Origin of the sequence: Pullulanibacillus sp. KACC 23026, assembly GCF_029094525.1 — a bacterium.
Lineage (GTDB): Bacteria > Bacillota > Bacilli > Bacillales > Sporolactobacillaceae > KACC-23026.
Genome location: NZ_CP119107.1, coordinates 916208 through 929478 on the forward strand (window position 1 = coordinate 916208; position 13271 = coordinate 929478).

Sequence of the window (13271 nt, forward strand, 5' to 3'; positions counted from 1 at the left end):
GTAAATGACCTTGTGAATAATGAAAACCCTGGTTTAGTGTGCTTGAACCGTTAGATTATCGGCGGCTTAGGCAGGGCAAGTATGAGAAGTGAAATCTGTCCTAGAAAGGGTGTTTTATATCATTCTAAGGTTCGTTTTAAAAAGGGATCAGACGGTCGAAATGAGAAGCAAGGGTTAGGCTGTGTATCTCTTTTTTTATGTGGCCCTTTTTATATCTAACCATTGGTGAATCCAAGATTAAAAACGTATAAGGTTTACGGGTCGCATGATTGAGTTAAGTCTTATTAAATTTAGAGTCAGGCATGGAGTGAGACTATAAGCCTATGAAACTAGTCATCCAAATCCTTCGATTGGCAATCCCTTCTATTGCCACCTTTTCTTCTATGACATTTACTGGACTTCTTCTGTTAATGATCGTTGGAAAAATGGGTGCGGCGGCCATTGCGATCGTTGGTATTACGAACGTTCTCATGTATAACATGTGGGCCTTGTTTGCGGGGATTCAAGGGACCATCAATTATCTGGTGGCACAGAATTTTGGTTCAAAAACCATGGCACAAGGCAATCAGCGCATGCAAATCGCGCTTCTTTTTTCTACTGTTATTTCCATTCTTGTTTTGATTGCGAGTTTCATTACACCCCATGAATTTTTGAAGATGATGGGGGCTAATCCAACTATTTTGGCTCTCGGTACGACGTATTTTCAAATAAGAATGGCTGCCTTTATGTTTACGATATTTAATACGGTCTTCTTTGCTTACTTTAGGGCAATTGGGGATACTCGAACCCCTATGATTATTTCAATAATAAACAGTGCCACGGTTGTCATCTTAGCTTATGTTCTAGGCTACGGAAAATTTGGATTTCCGAATCTCGGTCTGCAAGGGGCAGCTTGGGGATTCCTTTGTGCTGAAGGGATTGCTTTTGTTTTATGCGCCTTCGTTTATTTTGCTGTCCTTAATAAAACCTATAAGACTCGTAAATGGGTATCCATTGAGCGCTATCAAGTCAAACTTATGCTGGTTGAGAGTGCGAAGCTGAGCACATTAGAATTATCCAACAGTCTCGGGATGCTTATCTTTACGAGCTGCATTACTCGGCTTGGGACGGTCGCGATTGCCGCCAATGAAATTGCTCTGAATATCCTTTCCTTTGGCTTTATGCCTTCGAATGGATTTGGCTCTGCTTCCACCATTGGCGTCGGCCAGGAAATTGGAAGGGGTCGAACACTTGAGGCAAGAAAGTTCGGTTTGGTCACCACTTACTTAGGGTTAGGCTTTATGACCTTGTTTTCGATTGGCTTGTTTTTATTTGCCTTACCGGTTGCAAAACTGTATACGCCAGAAGCCACGGTTTATTTGCTCGCGATTTCCTTGATTCACTTGGCTTCGTTTATCCAATTATTTAATGGGGCCGGGATTATTTTTGCAGGAGGACTGCGTGGGGTGGGGGATACCACCTTCCTGTCGCGAACCGCCCTGATCCTAAACTGGGTTCTGTTTATCCCTTGCACCATCCTGTTAACCTCCGTCTTTCACCTTGGTCAAGTAGGCGCCTGGACTTCATTGTGTTCATTGAACGTCTTACAAGGCCTCATAAACGGATGGCGCTATATGACCTACAAATGGACGTCAGCCAAAACACAAGGAGATACACCTGTCGTCTCATGGGTCAATTGAAACAGGGGGACGGTTCTCGCGTTTCAAAACGCGACAACCGTCCCCTTTTTGGTGCACTGTTTGCCTCCATTTCATTGAAAAGGCTTCACTTGGGTATAGTAATAACGACTATTTTTTAGGAGGTTATTAATGTGGATAAGCTGCTTGAAAATCAGGTTGCTTTCGTGACTGGAGCTGGTTCTGGGATCGGAAAGGCGGCTGCTTTAAAGCTAGCTGAAAATGGGGCTAAAGTTGCCTTAGTTGACTTACATAAAGAAAATGTGGCAGAGGTTCAAAAGCAAATTCAAGATTTGGGTAGCGAGGCCCTTGTTTTGGAAGCCAATGTCGCTCATCCTAAGGAAATGGAGAACGCCTACAAAAAAACGATGGACCAGTGGGGGAGACTGGACGTTGTTTTTGCGAATGCCGGCATTAATGGTGAAGTGGCCCCCATAGAGGATTTAAAACCAGAGGACTGGGAATTGACCATTTCGAATAACTTAACAAGTACTTTTTTAACGATCAAATACGCGATTCCTCACCTAAAGACAAAGGGTGGAAGTGTGATCATCACGAGCTCGATTAATGGAAATAGGACCTTTAGGGGCTTTGGCATGTCCGCCTACAGTACGTCCAAGAAAGGTCAGATGGGCTTTGGAAAGATGGCAGCACTCGAACTTGCCAATTATGGAATTCGAGTCAATATTATTTGTCCAGGTGCCATTGAAACCAATATCGGCGAGAACACGTGGAAAGAGAAAGAGAACTTGAAAAAAGTTGAAATTCCTATTAAATATCCTAAAGGGAGTCAACCGCTGGAGCATCATCCCGGAAAACCCGAACAAGTGGCCGACCTCGTTCTCTTCCTTGCCTCCAACCTGTCCAGCCACATAACCGGGAGCGAAATCTACATTGACGGCGCAGAATCACTATTGTAAGGGGGTCAGACCCCTCACAAGGTATTTTGGAGCATTTGAAGGCGCAGAGGGGACAGACCCCACCTAATATATAGTGCAAAAGGGTAGATGGTGCGGCTTAAGGGGTCAGACCCCCCTTAAGTTGATACTGTTTCGGTGTGGTTCCTGTGATCTTTTTAAAAACTCTGGTAAAGTGGCTTTGGTCGGTAAAATTAAGCAGGTTACTAATTTCTGTTAAGGTGTAATCTGAAAATGAAATCAGGGAGATCGCTTCTTCGATTTTTGCTTGATGAACATAATCCCGGATAGTGATCCCGACTTCCTTTTTAAACAGCTCGGATAGGTAGCTTGGGTGCAGGTTCACTTGTTTAACAAGGTCTTTAAGTGTTATTGGTTGATATACGTGTTTATAAATGAAGTTAAGGCATTTGGCAATAGGTTTAGAGTAGTGTTGTTCCCGTGTGTGATTGACTTGATCAATAAAGGTTAACATGCCTTCTTTGAATAGGGCATCCACGTTTTCTGGCTGATACGTGTCCTCGATTCTCTGAATATAGAGATCACTTAGAGTAAAAGCCGCTTCAGCATGTAACCCCCCCTTAATGGCGGATCGAGTTGCAACGGCAATTGCTGATATCGCTAAATTTTTTTTGCTCCTCAAAAAACTCGTCCTTGATAACATTCCTAATTCTTCTTCAGGTATTTTGTTTTGCCAATATAAAAAAGCCTCTTTGTCACCTTTCTCAATAGAATCGAAGAAATGCTGATCAAAAGACGGATCATGATGAAAGTGTTCGGACTGCCGATTTTGCGATAATAGGGTATCTTGTTTTTCAACTTCCTTCTCTTTAGGAGGTTGAATCTTTAAAAGGCCAATGACTTCTCGATTTAGGCGTTCTTCGTAGATCATGTAATGGAGAAGCAGGCCTAGGCTAGTCAATTGGTCTTGATTAAGGACAGTCATGTTCTGCAAGTCTTGCAAAGCCCCTTGCTTATCTCTTAAATCTGCAGAATCGTTGATTAACCCTTTTAATTGTTCCTCTCTCAGCTTAAATGGCAGAGTAGGACCTAAAAGGAGTACGCCATTTGGTGAATCAACACCTAAAATTGGTTGGACAAGAAAAAGCTCCGAGTGATGGGTCATGACCAAAATAGGCGTTTCTCTTTTTGGAGATAGGAATGAAGCAAGCTTCATTCGATGAAAGCTTTTTGTTCCATTCGAGATAGGCAAGTCAAAGACCAAATCGTGATACGAGTCTATATAAACGATTGGAATAATATAAGATTCAAAGATCACCTGACAAATGTTCCATATCTTTTGAGTAGACGTCATCATTACGACTTCCTCTCTATTAAATACATAAAAACGTACCGAATTTACTAAAATCATAACATAAATGGATTTGAAAAAGGGCTAAAATAAAATTAGAGAAAACGCTTCCTCGAAACTTTGAGATTCAGCCCCTTCTTGGAGGATCAGTCCTTTTCCATGTGAGTTTAGGGCTTTTCCTTGAGATTAGGTTTGGTTCCTATCGAGGAAGTTCGAGTTGAGATTTTGAGGAGGGTCAGTCAATGGAACGTGATTTAAAAGGACTTATTCAGCAAATGACATTAGAAGAAAAAGCTAGCTTTGCTTCGGGATTGGATTTTTGGCATCTACAAGGTCTTGATCGTCTCGGGATCCCATCGGTTATGGTGACGGACGGTCCGCACGGCTTGCGCAAACAAGCAGAAGGCTCCGATCATTTAGGCTTGTTTAATAGTGTTCCAGCCACTTGTTTTCCATCGGCAGCAGGACTTGCTTGTTCCTGGGACCGTGATTTAATTCAACAAGTTGGAGAAGCACTTGGTGAAGAATGTCAGGCTGAGAATGTTGCGGTTCTCCTTGGACCTGGTGCCAATATTAAACGTTCACCTCTTTGCGGGCGAAACTTTGAGTATTTTTCTGAAGATCCCTATCTTTCTTCGCAAATGGCAGCCAATCATATTAAAGGTGTCCAAAGTAAAAACGTAGGGACTTCCTTGAAGCATTTTGCAGTTAACAACCAAGAGCATCGCCGGATGACGACGAGTGCTGAAGTATCTGAGCGGGCTTTGAGGGAAATCTATTTGGCAAGCTTTGAAGGGGCTGTAAAGGAATCACAGCCATGGACAGTCATGAGTTCTTACAATAAAGTAAATGGGACCTTTGCTTCCGAAAATCCAAGACTACTCACGGAAATCTTGAGGGATGAATGGGGCTTTGAAGGGTTTGTGGTGTCTGACTGGGGAGCGGTTAATGAGCGCGTTGATGCGCTAAAGGCTGGTCTTGATCTTGAGATGCCGGCAAGCTATGGTGTGGGACAGACGAAGATCTTAGATGCGCTTCAAAATGGCTCACTTTCTGAGGAAACACTTGATCAAGCTGTTGAGCGAATTCTCTCTATTGTTTTTAGATTTGTTGATTCGAAAGACCAGAACGCTGCATTCGACAAAGAAGCTCATCATGATTTGGCACGTCAGGTTGCGAGTGAATGCATGGTGCTTTTGAAAAACGAAGACAGCATTCTCCCGCTCGATAAAAAAAGGCCTGTCTCGGTAATTGGTGCCTTCGCGACGAAGCCTCGCTACCAAGGCGGAGGAAGCTCCCATGTCAATCCGACCAAATTGGAAAACAGCTTAGAGGAAATAGAGAAAAAATGTGCAGGAAAAGCTAATGTCCTCTATGCAAAGGGCTATGATTTGGATCGTGATCAAACCAACGAAGAACTCCTCACTGAGGCAAAAGAAGCAGCTGTTCAATCCGATGTCGCCGTTCTTTTTCTTGGTCTTCCCGATCGCTATGAGTCAGAGGGCTATGATCGCGAGCATTTAAATATCCCGGCCAACCAGGTTGAATTGATCGAAGCAGTCTATGAGGTCCAAAAGAATATGGTTGTGGTATTAAGCAATGGGGCACCGATCGAAATGCCTTGGCTTGGTAAAGTAAAAGGCTTACTAGAAGGATATCTAGGCGGGCAGGGTCTTGGAGGTGCCGTTGCAGATCTCCTATTTGGATATGCTAACCCAAGTGGCAAGCTAGCTGAAAGCTTCCCACAAAAGTTGAGTGATAATCCATCTTATTTGTTCTTCCCGGGTGAAGGTGATCGCGTAGAGTACAAAGAAGATATCTTTGTTGGCTATCGTTATTATGACACCAAGCAAGTGAAGCCGCTATTTCCTTTTGGCTACGGGTTAAGCTATACGAATTTTAAATATAGTAATTTGAAGGTTGATAAAAAAGAAGCTCAAGAATCGGATCTTGTGACTGTTACGGTTGATGTCACGAACGCCGGAACACTCGCGGGTAAAGAGATTGTTCAGCTCTATGTTAAGGATGTGATAAGCTCTGTCGCGCGCCCTGAAAAAGAGTTGAAGGGATTTGCAAAAGTAGCTCTTGAAACTGGCGAAACTAAAACGGTGACGTTCACTCTAGATAGAAGGGCTTTTGCTTTCTACAATACTGAGTTAAAGGATTGGGATGTTGAAACAGGCGAGTTTGAGATCTTAATAGGAAAATCCTCACAGGACATCCTGTTAAGTGATTCGATTAAGGTTATTTCATCGAGAACACCAAAATTAACCGTACACCGCAACACAACGATCGGTGATCTTTTGAGTGATTCCGTTTTAGCTCCAGTTGCATCACAAGTACTGGCTAAATTAAATGAAAACAATCTACTCATGAGTGCAGCTGACGACGAAGAAGGGGCAGACATGATGGCCGCTATGATGAAATACCTGCCGCTTCGTGCACTTGTCGGATTCAGCCAAGGTACTATTACAGAGGAACAACTGCAGGAAGCCATTGATCAGTTGAATGCGGCTTATGAAGAGGAAGGCAATGTTTCTAAGTAACATTTGAAAAAATTAAAAAAGAAGGCTGACTCAGTTATCATCTACTGGGTCAGCTTTTTTTGTATAAAAAAAATTAATAAAGAAGGTGCTCGATTAAAAATCGGTACCTTCTTCTTGTTTAAAAGAAAAACTAATTTTTTAGCACCGAAATCATTAAAGTCATGATAAAACTTTCAAGAATCAAGAGATCGTTTTCTGTAGGCTGGTCACTCATGATATTTCGTCGTGTGGCTAATCTTTGAACTAAACCAAAAGTAGAATGGAGGAAAGTTGAACTCAACAGTTTTGGATTAATATCTTCTCTAAAAATCCCCTCCTCAATACCAGCCGTTAGGATTTTTTCAAATTTGTTATTTGCTCTAGAAGTGCGTATGAAATCCTCATATTTATGCTTCCTCGCTATTTAATATTTAGTTTATTGTGAGATTAATATGGCCATACTGGTAAGAAACTATGAAAATACCAGGAGGCCAAACTAAATGAACGCGTTTGATCAGGACTACAATGTCTTTCAAGATGCCCTTAAAATTGAAGAACCATGGTACGTATTTCATCACGAATTAGATCGAGATACTGGTGAACTTCATATTTACTTGGAGTATCGTAGAGGTGCTCTATTTACATGCCCAAATTGTGGGTATGACCATTGCCATGTTCATGACATCCAAGATCAAGACCGAACATGGAGACATCTGGACTTTTGGCAATATAAAACCATCTTGCATGCCAGGATGCCACGTATCAAATGTATAGCGTGCGGTAAAATAAGAACGGTACACATTGATTGGGCAAGACCTGGCGGCGGCTTCTCTTTATTTTTCGAGTCATATGTGATGTCGCTGATGACAGAAATGCCAGTTGCGGCTGTTGCTCGACAAGTAGGTGAACACGACACCAGACTATGGCGTGTCTTTCATCATTACGTGGATAAGGGAATGAAAACCCTTGACTTCTCGAATGTTCAACGAGTTGCGTTAGATGAAACCTCAAGTAAGCGAGGACATCAGTATGTGACGTTATTTGTTGATACGGATACCAAACGAGTGATATTTGCCACAGAGGGAAAGGATTCTGGTACGCTTAAAAAATTCAAAGATTTCCTTGAGGACAAAGGGATTCCTCCGGGACAAATCGAAGAAGCCTGTAGTGATATGTCGCCTTCCTTTATCTCTGGAATCGGAGAGCACTTTCCTGAGGCTCATTTGACATTTGATAAATTCCACATCATGAAACTGGTTAATAAAGCCTTAGATGAGGTCCGGCGACAGGAACAAAGAGAACAGCCGATTCTAAAAAAGACACGCTTCCTTTGGTTAAAGAATCAAGGGAATCTCACTGAAAAGCAACAAGAAAAAATGATTAAACTAAAGGACATGGAGTTAAAGACGGGGCGTGCTTACCGTCTAAAACTACTCCTACAAAAGTTATGGATCACCAATCGCTCCATCGCTGGGTTATACTTTGACGAGTGGTTGGATTGGGCCACGCGTTCAAGACTTCAGCCAATGGTTGACGTAGCTAAAACCTTAAAAGCACACAAACCAGGCATTTTAAGATGGTTCACCAGTAGGATGACCAATGGTCTACTTGAAGGGATCAACAGTTTGATTCAAGCAGCTAAACGCAAAGCTCGAGGATACAGGACAACCGAAAATCTGATAGCGATGATCTACGCAACCGTGAATAAACTTGAATTTGGGTTGTTGAACTATCGAGCTTATTAATTCCTTGTTAGCGTATAGACTCCTGCTCAACTGACAAATCGGTTGTCAAGTGGTCTCCTTGACGAGCGATTTGTCAGTTGAGAAACTATGAAAAGCTAACAGGGATAGTAGTCTAGTATTCTTTTACTATTTCTTACAGCTAAACACTAAACGGCGAGGAGCCATATTTATTTTGTAAATCAGGAGAAGGAATTGCGTTATGATAGGCGTGGTCAAACATGGCTGTAAATCGAATCTCTTCAGGATGTTCTTTTAAAAATAGATGAGGACTAAAAAAGTACACTTTTTGAAAAAAGAAATTGAAGTCAACAGTCATTTAATAAATTTTCCTTTATAATTATATATAAATCCTGTTTGTTTTTGGCTGTTTTCGTAAACTTTGTTGTTTTTTTAGGCTCCAATAAGCTCGCTTTCCGCGGGCAATCCGTGAGCCTCCTCGGCAAAATACGCCTGCGGGGTCTCACCTGGCTTGCTATTCCCGCAGGAGTCTCGCCTATTTCCACCTATTTTTATCAACTAGCAACACTCTTTTAGAAAAGAGCCTTGTTTTTATTAGAAAGGATGTTTTTGATGGCAGATTCAGTCAGCAAACCGTCTTGTTGTTCGGCAAACCGAAGTCAGATGATTTCATCCCAACCGATGACTCCTTTAGAGCGAAGCAATTCGACTAATGAAGGTAAGGGTATCTCAAAAGGGTTTATAAATAAAGAAAATATGATTTATATCCCAGGCGGAGAATTTCTGATGGGAACTGAAGACAAAGAAGGTTTCCCTTGGGATGGAGAAGGTCCGATAAGAAATGTAACTGTAAAACCATTTTATATTGATCCATATACTGTTACGAATCTTGAATTCAAACAATTTGTGGAGGTAACAGGGTATGTCACAGAAGCTGAAAAGTTTAAGTGGTCCTATGTTTTCCATTTGTTTGTTCCGAGTACAGGGGTGAAGGTATTAGGTTCCCCTCGGCAGACTCCATGGTGGCTCGCGGTTGAGGAGGCTTACTGGAAGCAGCCTGAAGGACCGGGCTCTGGAATTGAAGAAAGACTGGATCACCCCGTTGTTCATATTTCTTGGAATGATGCGCAGGCTTATTGTGATTGGGCGGGGAAAAGATTGCCCACCGAAGCGGAGTGGGAATTTGCAGCCCGCGGGGGATTGGTCCAAAAACGCTATCCTTGGGGTGATGATCTAACCCCCGATGGTAAACATATGTGTAATATATGGCAAGGTAAATTTCCTGTTGAAAATGATGCAAGTGATGGCTATGTTGGGACAGCCCCAGTGAAAACTTATGAGCCTAACGGGTATGGGTTATACCAGATTGTCGGAAATGTCTGGGAATGGTGTTCAGATTTCTTTAGCCCAACCTATCATAAAAGCGGTCAATGTGTAAATCCAACGGGTCCAGCTGATGGGACGAGTCGAACTATGCGCGGCGGATCTTATTTGTGTCATAAATCGTACTGTAATCGATACCGTGTAGCGGCCCGCAGTCAAAATACACCCGATAGCTCATCCGGAAATGTGGGCTTTCGTTGTGTGGCTGACGCTGAATCCTAAATTGTGAGAGTATGAGACACGGCTCAAGTTTGTACGTGCGTGTCATTTATCATGAGTCCATTATGTTCTTCCAGTAAGCCAATCTTTCTTAATAGATAGGAAAAAAGAGTTGCTGGAGAGGGGTGAAAGTTTTTTATGTCCTTAGGAAAGGGAAAAGAAGTCCTAGGAGAAAGTGTGAAATATGCGCAACAGCATTTAGCCAATGAAAGAACTTACTTAGCCTGGATTCGAACGGCTGTTTCCATTACGGGAGTGGGATTTCTTACAACTTCTTTGCACTTTACGATTAAGATGAGCTCTAACCATTTTATAAATCGGCTTGCTATTTTCTTAGGTATTTTTGCTTGCATAGTGGGCATCATAACAACTGCTATGTGTACCGTTACCTATTCAAGGAAGAGAAAAGAAATTATGCAAGGAATCTTTCTTCCTGCCAACTATTCTATTAATTTTTTGTCAATCCTATTAGTGGGCTTGATTTTAATCATCTTATTGTATCTGTCTTTATTGTTATTCAAATAAGTAATAAGAGGCTATCTCAAGGTCTAGCTTATGAGATTAGTCTCTTTTTAATTTAACTTTCAGTACAAGTGTTTCATGTGAAAGAACCGGGTTTTTGCGTTTAGATTTGTAAAACTGTAGGATAAAATAAAAGCAGCATTTAAATGGATAAAAAAGCCTCATGCAGGGTTAGATAAAGGAGAATCACAATGTTATTTATTGATAATAAGGGTATTACGGATGCGTATATGAATTTGGCGATTGAGGAATATGCTTTGAAAAATTTGGATCTTGATGAGTCGTATTTGCTTTTTTATATTAATAAGCCTTCTATTATTATTGGGAAGAACCAAAATACGATTGAAGAGATTAATGTGGATTATGTTGAGGCCAATGGCATTCAAGTGGTTCGCCGTTTATCAGGTGGCGGGGCGGTCTATCACGATTTGGGGAATTTGAGTTTTAGTTTTATCACAAAAGATGATGGCAATAGTTTCAGCAACTTCAAAAAGTTTACGGAGCCTGTGATCAAGGCACTACATAATTTGGGTGTTCCTGCTGAATTAAGCGGACGGAATGACATTGTTGTAGAAGGGCGCAAGGTGTCGGGTAATGCTCAATTTTTCACTAAAGGAAGATTGTTCAGCCATGGTACGTTGATGTTTAAATCAGAGATTGAGAATGTGGTATCGGCCCTTAAAGTAAGGAAAGATAAAATAGAATCAAAAGGAATAAAGTCGATTCGAAGCCGTGTGGCTAATATTTCGGAATTTCTCGATCAAGAGATGACAATGGATGAGTTCAAGGACGTTCTTTTGAAACATATTTTTGGGAGCACAGAGGCGATTCCAGAATATGTTCTGACTGATGAGGATTGGGCGAAGATCCGGAAGCTTTCCGAGGAGCGCTATCAATCTTGGGAGTGGAACTATGGGCAATCCCCCAAGTTTAATATCCAGCGGACGCATCGTTTCCCTGTTGGTGGAATTGATGTCCGGTTGGAGGTTAATAAAGGACTGATCGAGAATTGTAAAATTTACGGAGACTTCTTTGGAACACGTGATGTAGCGGAGATTGAGGCAAGATTAACTGGCCAAAAATATGAGAAACAAGTGCTCAAGGAGGCACTCGGTGGTCTCGACATCAAGTCCTACTTTGGAAATATAACAGAAGAAGAGTTTCTCAATTTGCTTTATTAATACGGAACCATGTAATCAGCCCTTGGGTCTATTCAGACTGTCGACAAAACCTTCTAAAAAGGATGAGTCGACAGTCTGTTTTTATAAAGGGGTCTGACCCCATCAAAAGTGTGATATTTTTTACTGTATAAATCAAGGGCATTGCTAAAATAAAGAAGAATTAGTTGTATGGTTTGGAAACGATAATTGAAATGAATGTGCCACAACGAGAGCGATAATGGTGAATGGATATAATTGGGTGGAAAGGCTATTTTATCTATAAAATAAATTTACGGGGGGATTCATATGGACAGCAGATGGGGGAGAATTCGAAACGAACACCTGAAAGACCGAGTGGTGACAGCTGAGGAGGCGGCCTCTTGGATTGAAAGCGGTATGACTCTCGGACTAAGCGGGTTTACGCGGGCTGGAGATGCTAAAGCTGTGACAACGGCTTTGGTCGGTCGAGCCAGACAAGATGATTCTTTTAAAGTGAATGTGTTTACAGGGGCTTCGCTTGGGGCTGATCTTGATAAGCTGTTTACAGAATCGGGCTTAGTTAAGAAACGCTTACCTTTTCAATCGGATGCCACCATGAGGAAAGGGATCAATCAGGGGGACTTATTGTACGTGGATCAGCATCTTTCTATGACAGCTGAGATGATTCGCTCAAAGGTGCTAGGCGTTGATGTCGCTATTGTGGAAGCGATTGCGATTACTGAGGATGGGATGATTATTCCCACGACATCGGTGGGAAATTCAATGGCCTTTGCTCTGAACGCGAAATCTATTATTGTCGAAATTAATATGGCGCAGCCTGCTCATCTTGAGGGCATTCATGACTTGTATGAGCTTGAAGAACAAGGGAAGAGGGGACCGATTCCGCTTGTCAAAGTAGAGGATCGAATTGGAAAAACGGGAATTCCGGTTGACTTAGAGAAAGTGCGAGGCATTGTTTTTACGAATCAATTCGATTCCCCTTCGCCGATCGTCATGCCGGATGAAGAAACGGAACGAATTGCGAGCCATCTTATTGAGTTCCTTCGTAGGGAAGTGAAAGCAGGGCGAATGACCAAATGTTTGGCTCCAATAGAAGCTGGTGTTGGGTCCGTATCCAATGCGGTTTTACATGGTCTATTGCATTCAGAATTTGAAGACTTAGAAATTTATTCTGAGGTGCTGCAGGATGCGGTCTTTGAACTGATGGATGCAGGCAAGGTGCGCTTTGCTTCTTGCTGCTCTATGACCCTATCAGAAGAAAGAATGAAGCAGGTTTTCTCGGAATTTGAAAAATATGAGCAAAAGCTAATCATGCGTCCCCAAGAAATCTCGAATCATCCGGAAGTGATTCGTCGATTAGGGTTGATTGCGATTAATACGGCTTTGGAGACGGACATATATGGGAATGTGAATTCGACGCATGTTCTTGGGACCAAAATGATGAATGGGATTGGCGGCTCTGGTGATTTTGCTCGAAACGCACGCCTTGCGATTTTTGTGACGGATTCAATTGCGAAGGGCGGAAACATATCGAGTATTGTGCCTTTTGTGTCACATGTCGACCACACCGAGCATGATGTCGATGTTCTTGTTACGGAACAGGGCTATGCGGACTTGAGAGGGTTAGCGCCGCGGGAAAGAGTGGAATTAATTATTAACAATTGTGCTCACCCTATGTATCGAGATCAGCTGCGAGCTTATTACAAGGAAGCTTTAACACGCGGCGGCCAGACGCCTCATGTTTTAGAAAAAGCCCTTTCTTGGCATATTTATTTTGCCGAGCGGGGAACCATGCTTGAAGAGGCCGAGATAACGGAATAGATTTTTATAAAATGAGCGTCTTACTGTCCTCTT

At 42.2% G+C, this 13271-nt stretch carries 10 protein-coding genes; 8 read left to right on the forward strand and 2 right to left on the reverse strand.

Annotated elements, in window-relative coordinates:
• Positions 1-323 precede the first annotated feature (323 nt).
• Together PU629_RS04015 and PU629_RS04020 are read left to right on the forward strand one after the other, a co-directional pair.
• Positions 324-1679 carry an MATE family efflux transporter gene (locus PU629_RS04015; RefSeq protein WP_275282987.1) on the forward strand — a complete coding sequence of 452 codons (1356 nt, stop codon included), beginning with the start codon at positions 324-326 and terminating at the stop codon, positions 1677-1679.
• Between the two features lie 131 nt (positions 1680-1810).
• The gene (locus PU629_RS04020; protein ID WP_275282988.1) at positions 1811-2596 is read left to right on the forward strand and encodes an SDR family oxidoreductase; all 786 of its coding nucleotides are present in this window, start codon (positions 1811-1813) and stop codon (positions 2594-2596) included.
• A 97-nt stretch (positions 2597-2693) separates the two neighbouring features.
• Here PU629_RS04020 and PU629_RS04025 read toward each other — a convergent pair whose 3' ends face one another.
• Complete coding sequence (locus PU629_RS04025) at positions 2694-3911, reverse strand: AraC family transcriptional regulator (RefSeq protein WP_275282989.1); 1218 nt, start codon at positions 3909-3911, stop codon at positions 2694-2696.
• A gap of 236 nt (positions 3912-4147) precedes the next feature.
• On the opposite strand from PU629_RS04025, the gene PU629_RS04030 reads away from it, so the two are divergent.
• Together PU629_RS04030 and PU629_RS04035 are read left to right on the forward strand one after the other, a co-directional pair.
• On the forward strand, positions 4148-6451 hold the full coding sequence (locus tag PU629_RS04030; protein WP_275282990.1) for a glycoside hydrolase family 3 C-terminal domain-containing protein: 2304 nt from the start codon (positions 4148-4150) through the stop codon (positions 6449-6451).
• 479 nt (positions 6452-6930) lie between these two features.
• Positions 6931-8175: an ISL3 family transposase gene (locus PU629_RS04035; RefSeq protein WP_275282991.1), complete on the forward strand. Its 1245-nt coding sequence runs from the start codon at positions 6931-6933 to the stop codon at positions 8173-8175.
• 139 nt (positions 8176-8314) lie between these two features.
• On the opposite strand, the gene PU629_RS04040 is transcribed toward PU629_RS04035, so the two are convergent.
• Positions 8315-8491: a hypothetical protein gene (locus PU629_RS04040; protein WP_275282992.1), complete on the reverse strand. Its 177-nt coding sequence runs from the start codon at positions 8489-8491 to the stop codon at positions 8315-8317.
• Between the two features lie 254 nt (positions 8492-8745).
• Here PU629_RS04040 and PU629_RS04045 point away from each other — a divergent pair, with 254 nt between their 5' ends.
• From PU629_RS04045 to PU629_RS04060, 4 genes are all read left to right on the forward strand, one after another.
• Complete coding sequence (locus PU629_RS04045; protein ID WP_275282993.1) at positions 8746-9738, forward strand: formylglycine-generating enzyme family protein; 993 nt, start codon at positions 8746-8748, stop codon at positions 9736-9738.
• A gap of 135 nt (positions 9739-9873) precedes the next feature.
• Positions 9874-10260, forward strand: coding sequence for a YidH family protein (locus tag PU629_RS04050; RefSeq protein WP_275282994.1), 387 nt, complete (start codon positions 9874-9876; stop codon positions 10258-10260).
• 188 nt (positions 10261-10448) lie between these two features.
• Positions 10449-11438 carry a lipoate--protein ligase gene (gene lplA, locus PU629_RS04055; RefSeq protein WP_275282995.1) on the forward strand — a complete coding sequence of 330 codons (990 nt, stop codon included), beginning with the start codon at positions 10449-10451 and terminating at the stop codon, positions 11436-11438.
• 285 nt (positions 11439-11723) lie between these two features.
• The gene (locus PU629_RS04060) at positions 11724-13238 is read left to right on the forward strand and encodes a succinyl-CoA:acetate CoA-transferase ScpC (protein ID WP_275282996.1); all 1515 of its coding nucleotides are present in this window, start codon (positions 11724-11726) and stop codon (positions 13236-13238) included.
• Positions 13239-13271: the final 33 nt, after the last annotated feature.

Excerpts from the sequence above, each read along its gene's own strand:
- PU629_RS04050 (WP_275282994.1), top strand. The coding sequence starts at position 9,874 with ATGTCCTTAGGAAAGGGAAAAGAAGTCCTAGGAGAAAGTGTGAAATAT.
- PU629_RS04030 (WP_275282990.1), top strand. The coding sequence starts at position 4,148 with ATGGAACGTGATTTAAAAGGACTTATTCAGCAAATGACATTAGAAGAA.
- PU629_RS04035 (WP_275282991.1), top strand. The coding sequence starts at position 6,931 with ATGAACGCGTTTGATCAGGACTACAATGTCTTTCAAGATGCCCTTAAA.
- lplA (WP_275282995.1), top strand. The coding sequence starts at position 10,449 with ATGTTATTTATTGATAATAAGGGTATTACGGATGCGTATATGAATTTG.
- PU629_RS04045 (WP_275282993.1), top strand. The coding sequence starts at position 8,746 with ATGGCAGATTCAGTCAGCAAACCGTCTTGTTGTTCGGCAAACCGAAGT.
- PU629_RS04040 (WP_275282992.1), bottom strand. The coding sequence starts at position 8,491 with ATGACTGTTGACTTCAATTTCTTTTTTCAAAAAGTGTACTTTTTTAGT.
- PU629_RS04025 (WP_275282989.1), bottom strand. The coding sequence starts at position 3,911 with ATGATGACGTCTACTCAAAAGATATGGAACATTTGTCAGGTGATCTTT.
- PU629_RS04015 (WP_275282987.1), top strand. The coding sequence starts at position 324 with ATGAAACTAGTCATCCAAATCCTTCGATTGGCAATCCCTTCTATTGCC.
- PU629_RS04060 (WP_275282996.1), top strand. The coding sequence starts at position 11,724 with ATGGACAGCAGATGGGGGAGAATTCGAAACGAACACCTGAAAGACCGA.